17 protein-coding genes are annotated in these 18,576 nt (G+C 73.4%); 12 read left to right on the top strand and 5 right to left on the bottom strand.

Translation table 11 applies throughout. The features are described 5' to 3' along the window. Window positions 1–18 precede the first annotated feature (18 nt). From AC060K_RS04200 to AC060K_RS04190, 3 genes are all read right to left on the bottom strand, one after another. Entirely contained in the window at window positions 19–402 is a 384-nt protein-coding gene (locus AC060K_RS04200; RefSeq protein WP_483764204.1) for a hypothetical protein, read from the bottom strand. A 65-nt stretch (window positions 403–467) separates the two neighbouring features. Then, on the bottom strand, window positions 468–890 hold the full coding sequence (locus AC060K_RS04195; protein WP_483764203.1) for a MarR family winged helix-turn-helix transcriptional regulator: 423 nt from the start codon (window positions 888–890) through the stop codon (window positions 468–470). 124 nt (window positions 891–1,014) lie between these two features. Continuing rightward, window positions 1,015–1,701, bottom strand: a complete 687-nt coding sequence (locus tag AC060K_RS04190; protein ID WP_483764202.1) for an SIMPL domain-containing protein — start codon at window positions 1,699–1,701, stop codon at window positions 1,015–1,017. A gap of 126 nt (window positions 1,702–1,827) precedes the next feature. Between AC060K_RS04190 and AC060K_RS04185 the strand changes: the two genes are divergently transcribed. From AC060K_RS04185 to AC060K_RS04165, 5 genes are all read left to right on the top strand, one after another. Beyond that, entirely contained in the window at window positions 1,828–2,406 is a 579-nt protein-coding gene (locus AC060K_RS04185) for a hypothetical protein (RefSeq protein WP_483764201.1), read from the top strand. Window positions 2,407–2,492: 86 nt separating this feature from the next. Beyond that, window positions 2,493–3,656 (top strand): 1-deoxy-D-xylulose-5-phosphate reductoisomerase, encoded by a 1,164-nt coding sequence (dxr, locus tag AC060K_RS04180; protein WP_483764200.1) that lies wholly within the window; start codon window positions 2,493–2,495, stop codon window positions 3,654–3,656. Window positions 3,657–3,717: 61 nt separating this feature from the next. Further along, entirely contained in the window at window positions 3,718–5,034 is a 1,317-nt protein-coding gene (locus tag AC060K_RS04175; protein WP_483764199.1) for a M50 family metallopeptidase, read from the top strand. 139 nt (window positions 5,035–5,173) lie between these two features. After that, entirely contained in the window at window positions 5,174–6,316 is a 1,143-nt protein-coding gene (gene ispG, locus AC060K_RS04170) for a flavodoxin-dependent (E)-4-hydroxy-3-methylbut-2-enyl-diphosphate synthase (protein WP_483764318.1), read from the top strand. A 10-nt stretch (window positions 6,317–6,326) separates the two neighbouring features. After that, on the top strand, window positions 6,327–7,250 hold the full coding sequence (locus AC060K_RS04165; RefSeq protein WP_483764198.1) for a GNAT family N-acetyltransferase: 924 nt from the start codon (window positions 6,327–6,329) through the stop codon (window positions 7,248–7,250). 3 nt (window positions 7,251–7,253) lie between these two features. Here the strand turns inward: AC060K_RS04165 and AC060K_RS04160 are convergent, their stop codons facing one another. Then, window positions 7,254–8,231, bottom strand: coding sequence for an Fpg/Nei family DNA glycosylase (locus AC060K_RS04160; RefSeq protein WP_483764197.1), 978 nt, complete (start codon window positions 8,229–8,231; stop codon window positions 7,254–7,256). A gap of 88 nt (window positions 8,232–8,319) precedes the next feature. Between AC060K_RS04160 and AC060K_RS04155 the strand changes: the two genes are divergently transcribed. Then, window positions 8,320–10,155, top strand: a complete 1,836-nt coding sequence (locus tag AC060K_RS04155) for a proline--tRNA ligase (RefSeq protein ID WP_483764196.1) — start codon at window positions 8,320–8,322, stop codon at window positions 10,153–10,155. Between the two features lie 122 nt (window positions 10,156–10,277). Here the strand turns inward: AC060K_RS04155 and AC060K_RS04150 are convergent, their stop codons facing one another. Continuing rightward, the gene (locus AC060K_RS04150; RefSeq protein ID WP_483764195.1) at window positions 10,278–11,402 is read right to left on the bottom strand and encodes a DUF4439 domain-containing protein; all 1,125 of its coding nucleotides are present in this window, start codon (window positions 11,400–11,402) and stop codon (window positions 10,278–10,280) included. A 267-nt stretch (window positions 11,403–11,669) separates the two neighbouring features. Here AC060K_RS04150 and AC060K_RS04145 point away from each other — a divergent pair, with 267 nt between their 5' ends. The 6 genes from AC060K_RS04145 (at window position 11,670) to truB (ending at window position 18,537) form a co-directional block, all read left to right on the top strand. Further along, window positions 11,670–12,311, top strand: coding sequence for a ribosome maturation factor RimP (locus AC060K_RS04145; RefSeq protein WP_483764194.1), 642 nt, complete (start codon window positions 11,670–11,672; stop codon window positions 12,309–12,311). Between the two features lie 3 nt (window positions 12,312–12,314). Beyond that, window positions 12,315–13,391, top strand: coding sequence for a transcription termination factor NusA (gene nusA / locus AC060K_RS04140; RefSeq protein WP_483764193.1), 1,077 nt, complete (start codon window positions 12,315–12,317; stop codon window positions 13,389–13,391). Between the two features lie 6 nt (window positions 13,392–13,397). Next, window positions 13,398–13,727, top strand: coding sequence for a YlxR family protein (locus AC060K_RS04135; protein WP_483764192.1), 330 nt, complete (start codon window positions 13,398–13,400; stop codon window positions 13,725–13,727). A 194-nt stretch (window positions 13,728–13,921) separates the two neighbouring features. Then, window positions 13,922–16,912 (top strand): translation initiation factor IF-2, encoded by a 2,991-nt coding sequence (infB, locus tag AC060K_RS04130; protein ID WP_483764191.1) that lies wholly within the window; start codon window positions 13,922–13,924, stop codon window positions 16,910–16,912. A gap of 119 nt (window positions 16,913–17,031) precedes the next feature. Then, the gene (rbfA, locus tag AC060K_RS04125) at window positions 17,032–17,481 is read left to right on the top strand and encodes a 30S ribosome-binding factor RbfA (protein WP_483764190.1); all 450 of its coding nucleotides are present in this window, start codon (window positions 17,032–17,034) and stop codon (window positions 17,479–17,481) included. Window positions 17,482–17,565: 84 nt separating this feature from the next. Next, window positions 17,566–18,537, top strand: coding sequence for a tRNA pseudouridine(55) synthase TruB (gene truB, locus AC060K_RS04120; RefSeq protein ID WP_483764189.1), 972 nt, complete (start codon window positions 17,566–17,568; stop codon window positions 18,535–18,537). Window positions 18,538–18,576 lie beyond the last annotated feature (39 nt).

Raw genomic sequence — 18,576 nt, 5'->3', positions numbered from 1 at the left:
CCTTCCGTGTGGTTGTGATCAGGTGCGACGCCGGAACCGCAACGGTTCCACCGCCGGTGCCTGCGGTGGCTCCTGCCCCCGCTCGCGGTCGTACCGCGCACGGGCGAGCCCCTCGGACGTCACCCGCCCGTCGTGGCTGCTGTACGCGGCCAGGGCGGCCGTGCGAGCCAGCCGGGGCGGCACCGTGTTGGGAGCCACCCCGGCGGCCTCGGCGACCGCACGCACCGACGCCCCTGCGAGCAGCGCCTCGGCCATGGCCTCGTCGAGCGCCCCGTCGAGGAGTGCTCGCGCCTGGGCAAGGTGCTCGACGGCGGCGCTCGCCTGCGCCCCGGCTGCCGCCTCGAGCGCAGCCCGGGCACGGTCGAGGTGCGGCCGGTCCGGAACCTCTCGTGACGACGTCATACGGAGAGTCTATGTGCAGTTACTGCGCATGCGCAATAGGTGCATGCGGCCGAGCTGGAGGTGATCTACTCCGCGTCCTCCCACCCGAGGTTCCGGGCGATCTTCTCGAGCGTCGCCAGCAGGTGCGCGTAGTCGTCGCCACTGACCCCGCCCATGGTGCGCTCGCGGATCTGCGCCACCGCGCCGGCCTGCACCCGCTGGGCGGTCTCACGGCCCGCCGTGGTCAGCCGCAGGCCGTCGGGGGCGTCCTCCACGAGCCCCTGGCGCACCAGCACGTCCACGTCGAGGGCCGACGTCTCGTCACGGCTCAGGAACGGCGCGAGGGCCACGTCCAGGTCCGCCTGGGTGCGCGCTCCGTGGCTCGTCGCGTCGAGGAGCTGCCACTGCCGCCGGGTGAGCCCGGCGTCGTCGGCGGCGGCCTCGAACTGCTCGTCGATGAGCCGGTCCACGGTCTTGAGCCAGTAGCCGAGCGGGCGCATGGCGGGCATGGGGCCTCCTGTCGTCGCGGCACTGCGTACCCGAGCCACCCTAGGCGTCGCCCCCCAGCCTCACCATCCGCTTCGTCGCGCGGGTGCCGTCCAGCCCGAGGGTGCGCAGGCCGCCCACCACGGCTCAGACCGACGACCGGACCGGGGCCGACGCCTCGTAGTCCGCGGTGACCCGCGCCGTGACCTCCAGGTCGCCGGGCGAGAGCTCGAGCTGGGGGCCGGCGTCCGCGGCCATGGCGAACATGCGCCGCTCCGGGTGCCCGCCGCCCGGGCCGCCCACGCCCGGCCGCAGGCCGTCCTCGAACACGGCGACCGGCCGCACCTCGCCCAGCCCGAGGGCGGCGGCATAGGCGTTCGCGCGCTGGGCGGTCTCCTGGGCGGCCTGGGTGCGGACCTCGGCGAGGAGCGCGTCGCGCGTCTCCTCCGTGAGGTCCCACTCCACGCCACCGAGGTCCACGCCGTCCGTGTCGAGCACCTCGGTGATCCAGGCCGACAGCGCGTCGAAGTCGGCGAACACGACGGACAGCCCGGCCGACGCGCGGAAGCGGCGGACCTTCTGCTCACCCAGGTGCGCCTCCGGCTTCACCCAGTCCTCGAACGCGAACGCGTGCACCGACGAGGCGTCCCACCGCGTCGCCGCTCCCGACGTCGTATGCTCCCGCGCCTGGTCGACCAGGCGCGAGTGCACCCGGCTCGCGGCGTCGGCCACCTCGGACCGGTCCGCCCCGGAGAAGGTCACCGAGAGCCGGACGGTGCCCAGCTCGGCGGGATGCGTGCGACGAGCGTGGCCTTCGACACTGATGCGGGTCATGAGCCAGGAGTACCACGCCGGGCCGTCCGGCGCGCGCACCGGACGGGCCCGTCGCAGCCTCGGGCGACGGGCCGGACGGAACCGTCGTTCTGGTACCTTCTGCGCATTACCACAGGAGGAGACGCAGTGACGACTGACGCCGCAGCGGCACAGGCCGCGCCGGCCCCGGACCAGGCCCCCGCCGTCCCCACGAACGTGCCGGAGGAGGCGGCTCCGCAGGCCGCCGCTCCGCGCACGCCCACCCTCGAGTCGCAGGCCGCCGCACGGCTGCACGGGCTCCTGGAGTCCGGCGTGGAGAAGCTGCCCGGCGAGATGAGCAGCACCGTCTCGCGCGTGGCCGTCGCGCTCGCGATGTTCGGCAGCGAGATGACCAAGAAGGAGAAGCCGCCCACGGCGCTCGCGGCGGAGGCCGTGGGCCTCTTCAAGAGCCTGGACGGCGACGAGCCGGAGAAGCAGCGGGCTGCCCTCGAGACCGCGCTGGGTACCGTCGCGAACAAGATCGTCGGTGAGGACCAGCGCAGCCAGGCCCTCGAGGTGGCCGAGGAGGCCATCGGCCTCTGGAAGAAGGTCACGGCCACCGGTGCCGGCCTCGCGGCGTCCGACGGGGCCATGTCGCTGCGCGCTCTCTCCGGCCTCCTGCGCAAGGACGGGCGCGACGAGGACGCCGACGAGACCGAGTCGGAGGCGCGCCGCCTCGAGGCGTGAGCCCCGCCGCCGGCCGGGCCACGCGCCCGGCCGGCGGGATGCAGCCGGGTGCGTGCCGCCGGGCAGCGACCTGGGAGGATGGCGCCATGCGTAGCGTCACCATCCTCGGATCCACCGGCTCCATCGGCACTCAGGCCATCGACGTGGTCCTCCGCAACCCGGACCGCTTCCGCGTCGAGGCGCTCAGCGCCGGCGGCTCCGACCTGGCGGGCCTGGCGCGCCAGGCCACAGCCCTCCGCGTGAGCGCCGTCGCCGTGGCAGACGCCGCAGCACGCCCCGCGCTGCTCGCCCACCTCGCGGACGCGGGCGCCTCAGGCATCGAGGTGCTCGCCGGGCCCGACGCCGCCACCGACCTGGCAGGCCGGGGGAGCGACGTCGTGCTCAACGGCATCACCGGGTCGGTCGGCCTGCGCCCCACGCTCGCCGCCCTCGAGGCAGGCTCCACGCTGGCCCTCGCGAACAAGGAGTCGCTCGTCGTGGGCGGCGGCCTCGTCAAGGCTGCCTGGACCCGGCCCGAGCAGGTGGTCCCGGTGGACTCCGAGCACTCCGCGATCGCCCAGTCGCTCCGGTCCGGGAGCCGGGCCGAGGTGCGCAGGCTCGTGGTCACGGCCAGCGGCGGGCCGTTCCGCGGGCGCTCGCGGGCCGAGCTGCGCGACGTGACCCCGGCCCAGGCGCTCAAGCACCCCAACTTCTCGATGGGCCGCGTGATCACCACGAACTCCGCGACCCTGGTCAACAAGGGGCTCGAGGTGATCGAGGCACACCTGCTCTTCGACGTGCCGTTCTCCGCGATCGACGTGGTGGTGCACCCCCAGCAGCTGATCCATTCCATGGTCGAGTTCGTGGACGGGTCCACGATCGCGCAGGCAGGCCCGCCGCGGATGCTCGTGCCCATCGCCCTCGGGCTGTCCTGGCCGGAGCGGCTCGCCGACGTGGACGTCGCCGTCGACTGGACGCAGGCCGCCACCTGGGAGTTCGCACCGCTCGACGACGACGCGTTCCCGGCGGTGCGCCTGGCGCGCCAGGTGGGGGAGGCCGGAGGGACCTACCCGGCCGTCTACAACGCGGCGAACGAGGTGTGCGTCGACGCGTTCCACGACGGGGCCATCGGGTTCCTGGACATCGTGGACACCGTGGGGGCCGTCGTCGAGGCTCACACCGGCGGGGACGCGTCGAGCGTCGAGGGCGTGCTGGAGGCGGACGCGTGGGCCCGGGCCCGGGCGGCGGAGGTCCTGAAGGCGGCCCGGTAGGCGGCCGTCCTGCGCGGGAAGGGGGCAGCGGGCGCCAAGGTGGGTGCCGTAGTCTCGGCGCGTGAGCACGCTCCTCCCGTGGATTGTCGGTGGCGCCATCTTCGTGGTGGGCCTTCTCGTCTCGATCGGCCTGCACGAGGTGGGCCACATGGTGCCCGCCAAGAAGTTCGGCGTCCGCGTCAGCCAGTACATGGTGGGCTTCGGCCCCACCGTCTGGTCGCGGACCAAGGGCGAGACCGAGTACGGCATCAAGGCGATCCCGCTGGGCGGGTTCGTGCGGCTCGTCGGCATGATGCCGCCGGCGCGACCCGGCACGCCGCGGGCGCGCGGCTTCTGGGGCGGCATGATCGACGACGCCCGCGACGCGTCCGCCTCGGAGGTGCGGCGCGGCGAGGAGCACCGCGCGTTCTACAACCTGTCGGCACCGAAGAAGATCGTGGTCATGCTCGGCGGGCCACTGATGAACCTGGTGATCGCCGTGGTGATCATGGGCGGCATCCTGGTCGGCTACGGCACGGAGCAGACGTCGACCACCGTCGCGCAGCTCTCGGAGTGCGTCCCAGCGTCGGTCCAGAGCGACGAGGGGTGCGCCGAGGGTGCGCCGCCGGCGCCGTCGGCCGCCGCGGGGCTCCAGGTGGGCGACACGGTCGTGGAGTTCGACGGCCAGGAGGTGACCGGCTGGGGTCAGCTCGTGAGCCTCATCAACGACGCCGCGGGCCGTGAGGTCGAGGTCGTGGTGGAGCGGGACGGGCGCCCGGTGACCTTGGAGGTGACGCCGGCCAGCATCGACCGGCCGGTCACGGACGAGCAGGGCTACCCGGTCGAGAGTGAGGGTGGCGAGGTCGTCACGGAGCCGGGTGGGTTCGTGGGCTTCGCCCCGCTCGTCGAGCGGGTCCGCCAGCCGATCGGCTCGGTCTTCCCGCTCGTCGGCGAGGGCGTGCTCGAGACCGCCCGCATGCTGCTGACGTTCCCGGTCCGGGTGTACGACGCCGCGTACGAGGCCTTCACCGACGAGCCGCGGTCCCAGGACTCGGTGATCAGCGTCGTCGGCGTCACCTTGCTGGCCGGCGAGGTGATGAGTCTCGACGCGGCGATCCTCGACCGCGTGGTGTTCCTGCTCAGCCTCCTCGCGAGCGTCAACATCGCCCTCTTCGTGTTCAACCTCATCCCGCTCCTTCCGCTCGACGGCGGGCACGTGCTCAACGCGCTCTACGAGGGGGCCAAGCGCACGGTCGCCCGCGTGCGGCGCCACCCGCTCCCCGGCCCGGCCGACGTCGCCCGCATGACGCCCGTCACGTATGTGGTGTTCGTCGCCCTCACGGGCGTGGGGGCGCTGCTGATCCTCGCCGACCTGATCGACCCCGTCCGGCTCACCTGACGACGGCGGTCAGGCGTGGAGGATTCGGGGAGATAGGCGAGGGCTCGTCGGCGGACCCGGCGCACGGACGGCCGACCGTGCGAAGGCCAGCACGAATCGGTGGATACTTGATCTCGTGAGCGTCCCTATCAGTCTTGGCATGCCCGCTGCGCCGGCACCCGTCCTCGCACCGCGCCGCCAGTCGCGCAAGATCCGCGTCGGCAAGGTCGAGGTGGGCGGTGACGCGCCCATCAGCGTCCAGTCGATGACCACCACCCCCACGACGGACATCAACGCGACCCTCCAGCAGATCGCCGAGCTCACCACCGCCGGATGTGACATCGTCCGCGTCGCGGTGCCGAGCGCCGACGACGCCGAGGCGCTGCCCATCATCGCGAAGAAGTCGCAGATCCCCGTGATCGCCGACATCCACTTCCAGCCCAAGTACGTGTTCGCCGCGATCGACGCCGGCTGTGCCGCCGTCCGTGTGAACCCGGGCAACATCCGGAAGTTCGACGACCAGGTCAAGGAGATCGCCCGGGCCGCCAAGGATGCGGGTGTCTCCCTGCGGATCGGCGTGAACGCCGGGTCGCTCGACCCGCGCCTCCTCGCCAAGTACGGCAAGGCCACGCCGGAGGCGCTCGTCGAGTCGGCGGTGTGGGAGGCGAGCCTCTTCGAGGAGCACGACTTCCACGACTTCAAGATCTCGGTGAAGCACAACGACCCCGTGATCATGGTGCGCGCGTACGAGCTTCTCGCGCAGGCGGGCGACTGGCCGCTGCACCTCGGTGTCACCGAGGCGGGCCCGGCGTTCCAGGGCACCATCAAGTCGGCGACGGCGTTCGGTGCCCTGCTGAGCAAGGGCATCGGTGACACGATCCGCGTCTCCCTCTCGGCCCCGCCGGTCGAGGAGGTCAAGGTCGGCAACCAGATCCTCCAGGCGCTCAACCTGCGCCCGCGCAAGCTCGAGATCGTGTCCTGCCCGTCGTGCGGCCGCGCCCAGGTGGACGTGTACACGCTGGCGGAGAAGGTCACGGCCGGTCTGGAGGGCATGGAGGTGCCGCTGCGGGTGGCCGTCATGGGCTGCGTCGTCAACGGCCCGGGCGAGGCCCGCGAGGCCGACCTGGGCGTGGCGTCCGGCAACGGCAAGGGCCAGATCTTCGTCCGCGGCGAGGTCATCAAGACGGTTCCCGAGGCCATGATCGTGGAGACGCTGATCGAGGAGGCCATGCGCCTGGCGGAGTCCATGCCGGCGCCGGAGAACGACGCGCAGGCCGGCTCGCCGGTCGTGACGGTCGGCTGAGGCAGGGCCCGTGGCTCCGTGGCGCACCCCGGTCCACGCGGCCGGGGCACGCCCGGAGCACGGGAACCAGCCTGGGCAGGAAGCCCGGTCGCTGAGTCAGCAGGACCTGCCCGAGGCCCTCGCCGTCTGCGCGCAGGACCCCGTCACGGCGGTCCTGGCCGCGACCCGGCTCGAGATCGCGGCGCGGGCGGGGTTCAGCGCCGCGGGCGGACAAGCGTGGGGCTTCCCGGCGGCAGGGCCGCTGGAGGCGGTGTGCTGGGCGGGGGCCAACCTGGTCCCGGTGGTGCCCGACCCGTCGGTCCTGCCCGAGGCGGTCGCCGCCTTCGCGGCGCTCGCCCGGGTGCACGGGCGGCGGTCGTCGTCGGTGGTGGGGGACCAGGCGGCGGCGCTCGGCCTCTGGGACCACCTGTCCGCGTACTGGCCGTCGGCCCGGGAGATCCGCGCCGACCAGCCGTCGCTCGCCATCGACCGCGACCCCGACGTCGCGCCCGAGCCGTCCGTCCGGCCGTCCCGCCTCGACGAGCTCGAGATCGTGCTCCCCGCCTGCGTGCGCATGTTCACCGAGGAGGTGGGCTACTCGCCCGTCGCGAGCGGCGGCTCTGCGTACGCGGAGCGGGTGCGCTCCCTCGTGGCCGAGGGCCGCTCGTACATCCGCACCGTCGGTGCCCCCGGGCGCCGGCAGGCCGTGGCGTTCAAGGCCGAGATCGGTGCCCTGACCGCTGGGGTCGCCCAGGTACAGGGTGTCTGGGTGGACCCGGTGTACCGGGGGCGCGGCTGGTCGGAGTCGGGCATGGCGTCGGTGGTGGTGCAGGCGCGGCGCACCTTCGCGCCCGTGGTGTCGCTCTATGTCAACGCGTACAACGAGCGGGCGGTCGCGGCGTACCGGCGCGTCGGGTTCGAGCAGGTCGGCACGTTCGCCACGATCCTCTTCTGAGCCCTACTTCAGGAGCCTGGACAGGCGGCGGTCCGCGAGGACCTGCCCGCCGGTCTGGCAGGTGGGGCAGTACTGCATCGACCGGTCGGCAAAGCTCACCTCGCGCACCGTGTCGCCGCACACGGGGCACGGCAGCCCTGCGCGCCCGTGGACGCGCATGCCGGCCCGCTTGGCGTCCTTCAGCTCGGCCGCCGGCTTGCCCGACGACGCCGCGATCGCCTCCCCGAGGATGTCGCCGATCGCCTGGTGCAGGCGGGCGGTGTCCTCCGGCGTGAAGGTGCGCGTGAGCTTGTACGGGCTGAACCGCGCGGCGTGGAGGATCTCGTCGGAGTAGGCGTTGCCGATGCCCGCGATGGCGCTCTGGTCGCGGAGCAGGCCCTTGACCTGCTGGTTCTTGGCGGACAGCAGGGTCGCCAGGACGCCGATCGTGAACTCCGGGCCGAGCGGGTCGGGTCCCAGGGTGGCGATCATCGGCACGTCCTCCGGGTCGCGGACCACGTGGACGGCGAGGCGCTTGCGGGTGCCTGCCTCTGTGAGGTCGAAGCCCGAGCCGTCGTCGAACCGGACGCGCAGCGCGAGCGACGGAGCCTTCGCCGGGCCGCTGCGCCCCGGCCGCACGGGCGCCGTCGACTGGTGCTCCGACCAGCGCACCCAGCCGCCGCGGGACAGGTGGAAGACCAGGTGCAGCTCGGTGTGGCGCACCGGGTCCGTGCGCCCAGCGAGGTCTCCCGCTGCTGCGTCCAGGCTCCCCATCGGCTCGGGCAGGGCTGCGGCCGGCGGTGGGGCCGGGCGCACCACGAGGGCGAGCCACTTGCCGTGCCGGGCCGCGCCCAGCACCTTGGCGCCCACCAGCGCGGTGATCGGCGGGTCGAACGTCTTGAGGGCGGCGATCGACGCCACCTGCACGTCGGCGACGAGGCAGCCCGTCGCGCGGTCGCGCAGGAAGTCGGTGAGGGCCTGCACCTCCGGCAGCTCGGGCATGCAGTCATGCTGCCTGCCCCGGCCGATCCTGACAACGGCTGTGGAAAACCGGGCGAGCGGTCCGGCGGCCGCGGATAGGCTGTGCACCATGTTATCCCGTCCTCTCTCCACCGGTCGCCGTGCCGACCTCCTGCGCATGTCGACCCTCTTCGTCCGCACCCTGCGCGAGGACCCGGTCGACGCCGAGGTCGCGAGCCACCGCCTGCTCGTGCGCGCCGGCTACATCCGCCGCGCCGCGCCGGGCATCTACACCTGGCTGCCGCTGGGCCTGCGCGTGCTGGCCAAGGTCGAGGCCGTGGTCCGCGAGGAGATGAACGCCGTCGGCGCCCAGGAGGTGCACTTCCCGGCGCTGCTGCCGAAGGAGCCCTACGAGGCGACGGGCCGGTGGGAGGAGTACGGGCCCAACATCTTCCGGCTCAAGGACCGCAAGGAGGGGGACTACCTGCTGGCCCCCACCCACGAGGAGATGTTCACCCTGCTGGTGAAGGACCTGTACTCCTCGTACAAGGACCTGCCGCTCACGCTCTTCCAGATCCAGACCAAGTACCGCGACGAGGCGCGCCCCCGTGCCGGCCTGATCCGCGGTCGCGAGTTCATCATGAAGGACGCGTACTCGTTCGACGTGCGCGACGAGGGCCTCGCGGAGTCGTACCAGAAGCAGCGCGACGCCTACGAGCGCATCTTCACGCGGCTCGGGCTGGACTACGTCATCGTCTCGGCCACGTCGGGCGCCATGGGCGGCTCCCGCTCCGAGGAGTTCCTGTCGCCGTCGCCGATCGGCGAGGACACGTTCGTGCGCTCGGCCGGCGGTTACGCCGCAAACGTCGAGGCGGTCGTGACCCCGGTACCCGAGGCGCTGCCCTACGACGACGCGCCCGCCGCGCACGTCGAGGACACCCCGGACACCCCCACGATCGACACGCTCGTCGCCCTCGCGAACGCCCGGTACCCGCGTCCCGACCGCGAGTGGACCGCAGCCGACACACTCAAGAACGTGGTGCTGGCGCTCGTCCACCCGGACGGCCGCCGCGAGCTCGTGGTCGTGGGCCTTCCGGGCGACCGCGAGGTGGACCTCAAGCGCCTCGAGGCCGCCGTGGCGCCCGCCGAGGCGGAACCCGCGGGCGACGCCGACTTCGCCGCGCACCCCGAGCTGGTCAAGGGGTACATCGGTCCCCAGGTGCTCGGCCCGCAGGGTGCGGTCGTCGAGACGGAGTCGGGCGACAAGGTCTCCGCGATCCGGTACCTGCTCGACCCCCGCGTGGTCCCCGGCACCCGCTGGATCACCGGTGCGAACGAGCACGGTCGCCACGTCTTCGACCTGGTCGCCGGGCGCGACTTCACGGCCGACGGCACGATCGAGGCGGCGGAGGTACGCGCCGGCGACCTCGCGCCCGACGGCTCGGGACCGCTGGAGCTGGCCCGCGGCATCGAGATCGGCCACATCTTCCAGCTGGGCCGCAAGTACGCGCAGGCGCTCGGCCTCACGGTCCTGGACGAGAACGGCAAGCAGGTCGTCGTCACCATGGGCTCGTACGGCATCGGCGTGACGCGCGCGCTGGCCGCCCTCGCCGAGGCGAACCACGACGAGAAGGGTCTGGCGTGGCCGGCGCACGTCGCCCCGGCGCACGTGCACGTGGTCGCGGCGGGCAAGGGCGCAGAGATGTTCGAGGCCGCGGAGGCGATCTCCGGGGAGCTGGCCGACCTGGGCGTGGAGGTGCTCTACGACGACCGGCCCAAGGCGTCACCCGGCGTGAAGTTCGCGGATGCGGAGCTGCTCGGCGTGCCCCTCGTCGTGGTCGTCGGCCGGGGTCTGGCGGACGGCCTGGTCGAGGTGCGCCCCCGGGCCGGCGAGGCGGAGCAGGTGCCCGTGGCCGACGTGGTCCGGGTGGTCACCGAGAAGATCGAGGCGCTGCTGGCGTCCTGAGGTCCGGCGGCCGGGCTTCGAGGTCCGGCCGCCGCCCCGACCAGCGGGTGCGACCAGGCGCCACGACCGGCGCCACCATCAGCCGCCCCGACCAGGCGGCGACGAGGCGGGCCGGCCGCGGCTCAGGCCGCGGCCGGCTCCGGCTGCTCCGGGAGGCCGGGGAACGCCGTCGGGGCCGCGCCCCACGCCACGCTCGTGACGGCGGACTCGACCAGCAGGTCGACGAGGATCGCCCGGGTGCCCGACTCCGCGACCCCCACGAGCGTGGCGTAGTCCGTGGCGAGCCCGTCCTCGAGTTGCTGCACCAGGTCCTGGCTCGTCACGTCAGGACCTGGCACCAGGTACGCCACCTCGCGCGGGTCCTGGTCGGTCCCGCTGGTCCCGGCCAGCACGGCCCATGCCTGTGCCCGTGCCCGGTGGAGGGCCGCACGCTGCGCCATGCCGTCCTGGACCGCGGCGTCGTCCTCGCGAGCGGCCCGCACCTCCATGGCGTAGCCGGCTGCGTCCTCGGCCAGCACGATCGCGCTCAGGTTGTCCGCGCTGAGGCCGCCGGGCGGCGTGGTGGCGGCGTCGGAGGGCGCCGTGACCGCGTCGGGGCTCGCGCTCGGCGTGGCGGTACCCGTCGTGGAGGACGACGCGCCGGTGGTCCCCGGCTCGTCGTCGTCCGACGGCTGCGGGGCCGGGACCACCGGGGTGGGGACCGTGGTGGCGGGCACCCCGACGAGCGGTGACAACCGGACCGCGGAGACCGTGTGGGAGGCCGCGACCGATGCCAGGAGCCGTGCGAGCGGCCCGTCCTCGGTGGTGTCGGCGGACGTGCTGGTGCGGCCCGCGGCGCTCAGGAGGGTGGCGACCACGTCGGCGGGGGCGGGCGGGGGGGAGGGGCTGGCCGACGGTGACGCCGTGCTCTCGCCGAGCACGTCCGCGAGCCCGGAGTCGTAGACCCCGCCGAGCTGCGTCACCTGCGCGTCGGCGACCCCGGAGACCCGGTCGAGCTCCGCGACCGCCTCGGCGGCGAGCGTTCCGGTGCCCACGAGCGCGTCCGCCTGGTCGCGGACCAGGAGCGCGTCGGCCACGGCGGTGCGGCGTACGATCTCGCCCGCGTCGGGCTGGGGCTCCGTCGGCGGGGGGCTCTCGAGCCGCAGCCCGCACCCGCCCACGAGCAGAGCGACCGCCATGACGAGGGCGGCCACGGCGGGACCGCGGCGGGACCGGCCGACGGGCGGGGTGCGACGGTGCGGGTTCATCGTCGCTGATGATGCCACGTCCGAGGTGACGACATGTGCCGGAAGCGTGACGGTGAACGTCACGTTGTTCCGGGAGGGCTCGGGGCCGGTCCTTCGTTAGGCTTGGCCGGAGCACGCACGGGACCCCGGGCGTGCACCTCGGCACACCCGCGGCCGGCCGCGCGCTCCCCGGAGCGCCGATCGGCGGGCCGCGACAACAGCACATCGGTCGAACCGTTCCGGCTCGGACCGTACCCCCGGCGACGGGGAGCCCACGGGAGGCAGGCGATGGCACAGCACGCGGACGCGGTCCGGCAGGTGGTGGGACCGGTGGCGGAGGCCGCAGGGCTCTACCTGGAGGACGTCACGACGACGCGGGCGGGCAGCCGCTCCGTCGTGCGGATCACGCTGGACCTCCCGGAGGACGAGCTCGGCAGCCTCGACTCCGACCGGCTGGGGGAGGCCTCGCGGGCGGTCTCCGCGGCGCTCGACGGCGACGACGTGATCCCGGGGGCGTACGTCCTGGAGATCTCCACCCCTGGCACGTCGCGGCCGCTCACGGAGCTGCGCCACTTCAAGCGGGCACGCACGCGCCTGGTGACGCTGGCGCTGGCGGAGGGCGGTACGGTCACGGGTCGGCTCGTCGCCGTCGAGGGCACCGACCTGGTGCTCGACGACGGCGCGCGCATCCCGCTGGACTCCGTCGCCCGCGGCACGGTCGAGGTCGAGCTGAAGCGCCTGGAGGAGCTCGCGGACGACGACGAGGCGGACGGCGAGGAGCTCGTCGCCGACCTCGACGAGGACGGCGACGACACGGACGAGCCGGACATCGCCGCAGCAGATGCCGACCGGGCCGGGGTGCGCGAGAGTGCAGACGACGAAGACGACGCGACGCAGGCGCTGGGTGCCGGCCGCAACAAGGAGGGCTGAGACGTGGACATCGACATGAGCGCGCTACGCATGCTGGAGCGCGAGAGGGACCTCAGCCTCGACGTGCTCGTCTCCGCCATCGAGCAGGCGCTGCTCTCGGCGTACCACCGCACGCCGGGCGCGTACCCGCGGGCCCGCGTCGAGCTGGACCGGTCCACCGGTCACGTGACCGTGTGGGCGCGCGAGGAGCTGCCGGTCGCGGTCGACCCTGAGGACCCGGAGGGCCGGTCGCCGGTCGAGCTGGGACCCGAGTTCGACCACACGCCCCAGGACTTCGGCCGGATCGCCACGGCGACGGCTCGTCAGGTGATCGTCCAGCGGCTCCGGGACGCGGAGGACGACCAGGTTCTCGGGATGTTCCGCGGCAAGGAGGGCGAGGTCCTCGCCGGGGTGATCCAGCAGGGTCGCGACCCGCGCATGGTGCTCGTCGACGTGGGCGGCACGGAGGCCATCCTGCCGCCGCACGAGCAGGTGCCCACGGAGGAGTACGTGCACGGCGAGCGCCTGCGCGCCTACGTGGTGGAGGTGGCCCGCGGAATGAAGGGCGCCCAGATCACGTTGAGCCGCACGCACCCCAACCTCGTGCGCAAGCTGTTCGAGCTCGAGGTCCCGGAGATCGCGGACGGCTCGGTCGAGATCATGGCCGTGGCACGCGAGGCAGGGCACCGCACCAAGGTCGCCGTCCGGTCCCGTGTGTCCGGGCTCAACGCCAAGGGTGCCTGCATCGGCCCGATGGGCGCCCGGGTGCGGGCGGTCATGGCGGAGCTTCACGGCGAGAAGATCGACATCGTGGACTACAGCGACGACCCCGCGCAGTTCGTGGGCAACGCGCTGTCGCCCGCGCGGGTCTCGTCCGTCACGGTCGTGGACCCGGACGCGCGGGCCGCCCGTGCGGTGGTCCCGGACTACCAGCTGTCGCTGGCGATCGGCAAGGAGGGCCAGAACGCCCGCCTGGCCGCCAAGCTCACCGGCTGGCGCATCGACATCCGCTCCGACGAGGGCGCCGACGGTGCTCAGGGCGGTGACGGGAGCGACGCGCCCGGGGGTGCTTCGGACGCCCCCGCCACCGGCCGCCGGTAACGGCCGGTGGGCACGCGCGGTAGACTGTCCGAGTCTGGGCCGCGTGCCCGTCCTTCGACTCACCCTGCTCCGGACCTCCTGGGTCCTGTGCGGACGTGCGTCGGGTGCCGGGGACGCGACCAGCGGTCAGCTCTCGTGCGGCTGGTCCTGGATCGTTCTGCACCACAGCCTCGGCTCGTGGTGGACGACCGGGCCTGCCTGCCGGGGCGCGGCGCCTGGGTTCACCCGGCGACGCGCTGCCTGGAGCTCGCCGAGCGTCGCAAGGCCGTGCCGCGTGCACTACGTGTCACCGGCCTGCTCGACCTGGCGGGCGTCCGGGCGCACCTCGGACTGTGAGCACGACCCAGGCACTCGGCCCTGCACGGGCCGGCACCGTCGCGACCGGGAGCACCACGCCCCGGCCGCATCACGCGATTCGTCGACAAGGAAGCGGGTCAGAAGCCGATGGGCACCCGATGAGTCCCCAGCGATGAGTACTCGGTACTAATGGCGGTCCTCCCTGTCTTGGGTGGACCCGAGACAGGAGAGATGTGGCAAAGATCCGCGTTCACGAGCTGGCAAAGCAGCTCGGAGTGGAGAGCAAGACCCTGCTCGCCGAGCTGAAGTCAGCAGGTGAGTTCGTCCGTTCTGCGTCCTCGACGCTCGAGGCTCCGGTGGAGCGGACGATGCGTGACAAGTTCGCGAAGTCCGGCTCGGCCGGTGGCGACGGTGGTTCCTCGGGCGGCTCCGCGCCGTCGCAGGCCCCCAAGCCCGCCGCTGCGCGTCCGGCCGCTCCCAAGCCTGCGGTGAAGCCCGCTGCTCCGGCGCCCGCGCCGGCTGCTGAGGCACCCGCTGCCGCTGCGCCCGCCGCAGCGCCCGCACCCGCTCCCGCTCCGGCGTCGGACACCCCGGCGCCCGCTCCCGAGGCGCGCCAGAGCGCGCCCGCCCCGGCACGTCCGGCCGCCCCGCGTCCCGCGGGCTCCGCGCCGACGCCCGGTCCGCGTCCCGCTCCCGCCCCCCGTCCGGCTCCGGCCGGTCGCGAGGGTGGTCGTGACGGCGGCCGCGACGGTGGTCGTGACAACCGCGCGCCCCGTCCGGGTGGCGGTCGTCCCGGTGGCGGCACGCCGCGTCCGGGCAACAACCCGTTCGCGCCGAGCCAGGGCATGCCCCGGCCCGGCCAGCGTCCCGACCGTGGGGCCCCCCGCGAGGGCGGCGGCGCCCCGCGTCCGGGTAACAACCCGTTCGCGCCGAGCCAGGGCATGCCCCGGCCCGGCCAGCGTCCCGACGCTCGTCCCGAGCGCACCGACAGCGCTCCCGAGCGCTCCGGCGGGCCTCGTCCGGGCGGGCCCCGTCCCCCCGCGGGCGGCGCCCCGCGTCCTGGTGGCGGCCCGCGCCCCAACCCCGGCATGATGCCGGGCCGTACGTCCATGCCCCGTCCCGGTGAGCGCCCCGCGCCCGCCGCGGGTGGCGGTCGTGGCCGTCCGGGTGGTGGCGGCGGTCGTCCCGGCGGCCCCGGTGGTCCCGGTGGCGGCGGCGCTCCTGGTGGCGGCGGCGGTTTCGCCGGTCGTCCCGGTGGCGGCGGTCGTGGTGGTGCCGGTCGCGGCGCCACGCAGGGTGCTTTCGGTCGCGCCGGTGGCAAGCCGGTCCGCGGGCGGAAGTCGAAGCGTGCGAAGCGCCAGGAGTTCGAGCAGATGCAGGCGCCGTCGCTCGGCGGCGTGCAGGTGCCCCGTGGTAACGGGAACACCGTCGTCCGCCTGCGTCACGGCTCGTCGCTGAACGACTTCGCCGACAAGATCGACGCGAACCCCGCGTCGCTCGTCACCGTGCTGTTCCACCTGGGCGAGATGGCCACGGCCACGCAGTCGCTCGACGAGGACACGTTCGGCACGCTGGCCACCGAGCTCGGCTACGTCATCGAGATGGTGTCGGCCGAGGAGGAGGACCGCGAGCTGCTCGGGGCCTTCGACATCGACCTGGAGGCCGAGGAGGCCGCCGAGTCCGACGAGGACCTCGTGGCGCGTCCGCCGGTCGTGACCGTCATGGGCCACGTCGACCACGGTAAGACGAAGCTCCTCGATGCGATCCGCAAGACGGACGTCGTCGCGGGCGAGCACGGCGGCATCACGCAGCACATCGGTGCCTACCAGGTCACGCACGAGCACGAGGGCGTCGACCGCAAGATCACGTTCATCGACACCCCGGGTCACGAGGCGTTCACCGCCATGCGTGCGCGTGGTGCTCAGGTCACGGACATCGCGATCCTCGTGGTCGCGGCGGACGACGGCGTGATGCCGCAGACGGTCGAGGCGCTCAACCACGCCCAGGCCGCCGGCGTGCCGATCGTGGTCGCGGTGAACAAGATCGACAAGGAGGGGGCCAACCCCGCCAAGGTCCGTCAGCAGCTCACCGAGTACAACCTGGTGGCCGAGGAGTACGGCGGCGACACCATGTTCGTGGACGTCGCGGCGAAGCCCGGGATCGGCATCGACGACCTCCTCGAGGCCGTCCTGCTCACCGCGGACGCGGCGCTCGACCTGCGGGCCGTCGCCGACAAGGACGCCCGAGGCGTGGCCATCGAGGCCAACCTCGACAAGGGCCGCGGTGCCGTCGCGACGGTGCTGGTCCAGTCCGGCACGCTGCACGTCGGTGACGCGATCGTCGCCGGCACGGCCCACGGTCGTGTGCGTGCGATGTTCGACGAGCACGGCAACGCGCTGACCGCGGCCACCCCGGCCCGGCCGGTGCAGGTCCTCGGTCTCGCGTCGGTGCCCAGCGCCGGTGACACGTTCCTCGTGGCGCCGGACGAGCGCACCGCCCGCCAGATCGCCGAGAAGCGTCAGGCCGCCGAGCGTGCCGCCCTCCTGGCCAAGCGCCGCAAGCGCATCAGCCTCGAGGACTTCACCAAGGCGCTCGAGCAGGGCAAGGTCGAGACCCTCAACCTGGTCCTCAAGGGTGACGTGTCCGGTGCCGTCGAGGCGCTGGAGGACGCGCTGCTCAAGATCGACGTGGGCGACGAGGTCCAGCTGCGGGTCATCCACCGCGGCGTGGGTGCCATCACGCAGAACGACGTGAACCTGGCCACGGTCGACAACGCCGTGATCATCGCGTTCAACGTCAAGTTCGGCGAGCGCGTCGAGGAGCTGGCCGACCGCGAGGGCGTCGACGTCAAGTTCTACTCGGTCATCTACCAGGCGATCGAGGACGTCGAGGCGTCGCTGCGCGGCATGCTCAAGCCGGAGTACGAGGAGGTCCAGCTCGGCTCGGCGGAGATCCGCCAGGTGTTCCGTTCCTCCAAGTTCGGCAACATCGCGGGCTCGATCGTCCGCTCGGGCACGATCCGACGCAACACCAAGGCGCGCCTGCTGCGCAACGGCACCGTCGTGGGCGACAACCTCACGATCGAGTCGCTGCGTCGCGAGAAGGACGACGTCACCGAGGTCCGCGAGGGCTTCGAGTGCGGTATCGGCCTCGGCTCGTTCAACGACATCACCGAGGGTGACGTCATCGAGACCTTCGAGATGCGCGAGAAGCCTCGCGCCTGACGGTCTCGCCCGGGCCTCGTCGCCCGGGTGCCCGACGCCGGACCGGACGTCTCCTGACGGAGGCGCCCGGTCCGGCGTCAGGCATCCCGACGGGCCAGCGGTACGGAGAGGGAGAGAAAATGGCGGACAACCCGCGAGCGCGCAAGCTCGCCGACCGCATCAAGGAGATCGTGGCCCAGATGCTCGACACGCGGATCAAGGATCCGCGGCTGGGCTTCATCACGGTGACCGACGTCAAGGTGACCGGCGACCTGCAGAACGCGTCGGTCTTCTACACGGTGTACGGCTCGGACGAGGAGCGGGACGGTACGGCTGCCGCGCTGAAGAGCGCGACGGGCCTCATCCGGTCCGAGGTGGGCAAGCAGACGGGCATCCGGCTCACGCCCACCCTGGAGTTCCACCTGGACTCCATCCCCGACACGGCGGCCAACCTGGACGCCGCGCTCATCGAGGCCAGGCGTCGTGACGCCGAGCTGGAGGCGCTGCGCACCGGCGCGCGCTACGCCGGTGACGAGGACCCGTACCGCAAGCCGCGCGCGGCGGAGGACGAGGACTCGCCCGACGAGTGACCTTCCCGGGCCCGTGCCCGGAACGACGGACGGCCGTCTCCCTGTGGGGAGGCGGCCGTCCGGCATGCGGGGATACTGGTCCCCATGAATTCACCCGCAACGGAGGCACCGCCGGTGCGCCGTCCCACCGCTGCCGACGGGTTCGTCGTCGTCGACAAGCCCGCAGGCTGGACCAGCCACGACGTGGTAGGCCGGATGCGGCGTCTTGCCGGGACTCGCAAGGTGGGCCACGCGGGGACGCTCGACCCCATGGCCACCGGGGTCCTCGTGCTGGGCATCGGCAAGGCGACGCGCCTGCTCACGTACGTGGTGGGCGCCGACAAGGACTACGACGCGACGGTCCGGCTCGGCGTGTCCACGACGACGGACGACGCCGAGGGCGAGGTCACCGCCGCCGCCGGTGCGGTCGGCGTGCCCGACGACGCCCTGCGCCGGGCGGTGGCGGACCTCACGGGCGACATCCTGCAGGTGCCCACGTCGGTGTCGGCGATCAAGGTCGACGGCAAGCGGGCGTACGCGCGGGTCCGTGCGGGTGAACAGGTCGAGCTCGTGGCCCGCCCGGTGACGGTCTCCCGCTTCGACGTCCGCTCCGTGACGGCGGGGACGGCCACGTCGGCCGAGGGGGCAGAGGTGCCGGTGCTGGACCTGGACGTGACCGTCACCGTGTCGTCGGGGACCTACGTGCGGGCTCTGGCGCGCGACCTGGGCGCGGCGCTCGGGACGGGCGGGCACCTGACGATGCTGCGGCGTACGCGGGTGGGCGGGTACCCGCTCCGGGACGCGCGGACGCTGGCCGAGCTCGAGGCGCAGGCCGACCAGGACGGCGTGCTCAGCACCCTGCCGCTCGCGGACGCCGCACGGGCCACGTTCCCCGTGCGCGACCTGTCGGAGGTCGAGGTGCGTGCGCTCGGGTACGGGCAGTGGGTCGCGCCGTCCGGCCGGCCTGACGTGGTGGCGGGCATCTCGCCGGCGGGCGAGCTGGTGGCGCTGCTGGAGGACACCCGCAGGCAGGGCGAGCCGGCGGCCAAGCCGGTGCTGGTGCTCGCGCCCGCCTGACCCGCGGAGCGGCGCGTGAGACTTGTCACCAGCCCGACA

This window comes from Antribacter sp. NEAU-D49 (assembly GCF_057158775.1).
The sequence above is the reverse complement of the archived record's forward strand: the minus strand, read 5'-3'. Positions and strand labels throughout refer to the sequence as shown.

Bases quoted from the DNA above. Each gene is read 5' to 3' on its own strand.
- AC060K_RS04190 (WP_483764202.1), bottom strand. From the start codon at position 1,701: ATGACCCGCATCAGTGTCGAAGGCCACGCTCGTCGCACGCATCCCGCC.
- ispG (WP_483764318.1), top strand. From the start codon at position 5,174: ATGCCCGCTGCGCCGGCACCCGTCCTCGCACCGCGCCGCCAGTCGCGC.
- AC060K_RS04160 (WP_483764197.1), bottom strand. From the start codon at position 8,231: ATGCCCGAGCTGCCGGAGGTGCAGGCCCTCACCGACTTCCTGCGCGAC.
- AC060K_RS04145 (WP_483764194.1), top strand. From the start codon at position 11,670: ATGGCACAGCACGCGGACGCGGTCCGGCAGGTGGTGGGACCGGTGGCG.
- rbfA (WP_483764190.1), top strand. From the start codon at position 17,032: ATGGCGGACAACCCGCGAGCGCGCAAGCTCGCCGACCGCATCAAGGAG.
- dxr (WP_483764200.1), top strand. From the start codon at position 2,493: ATGCGTAGCGTCACCATCCTCGGATCCACCGGCTCCATCGGCACTCAG.
- AC060K_RS04150 (WP_483764195.1), bottom strand. From the start codon at position 11,402: ATGAACCCGCACCGTCGCACCCCGCCCGTCGGCCGGTCCCGCCGCGGT.
- AC060K_RS04195 (WP_483764203.1), bottom strand. From the start codon at position 890: ATGCCCGCCATGCGCCCGCTCGGCTACTGGCTCAAGACCGTGGACCGG.
- AC060K_RS04155 (WP_483764196.1), top strand. From the start codon at position 8,320: ATGTTATCCCGTCCTCTCTCCACCGGTCGCCGTGCCGACCTCCTGCGC.
- AC060K_RS04200 (WP_483764204.1), bottom strand. From the start codon at position 402: ATGACGTCGTCACGAGAGGTTCCGGACCGGCCGCACCTCGACCGTGCC.
- truB (WP_483764189.1), top strand. From the start codon at position 17,566: ATGAATTCACCCGCAACGGAGGCACCGCCGGTGCGCCGTCCCACCGCT.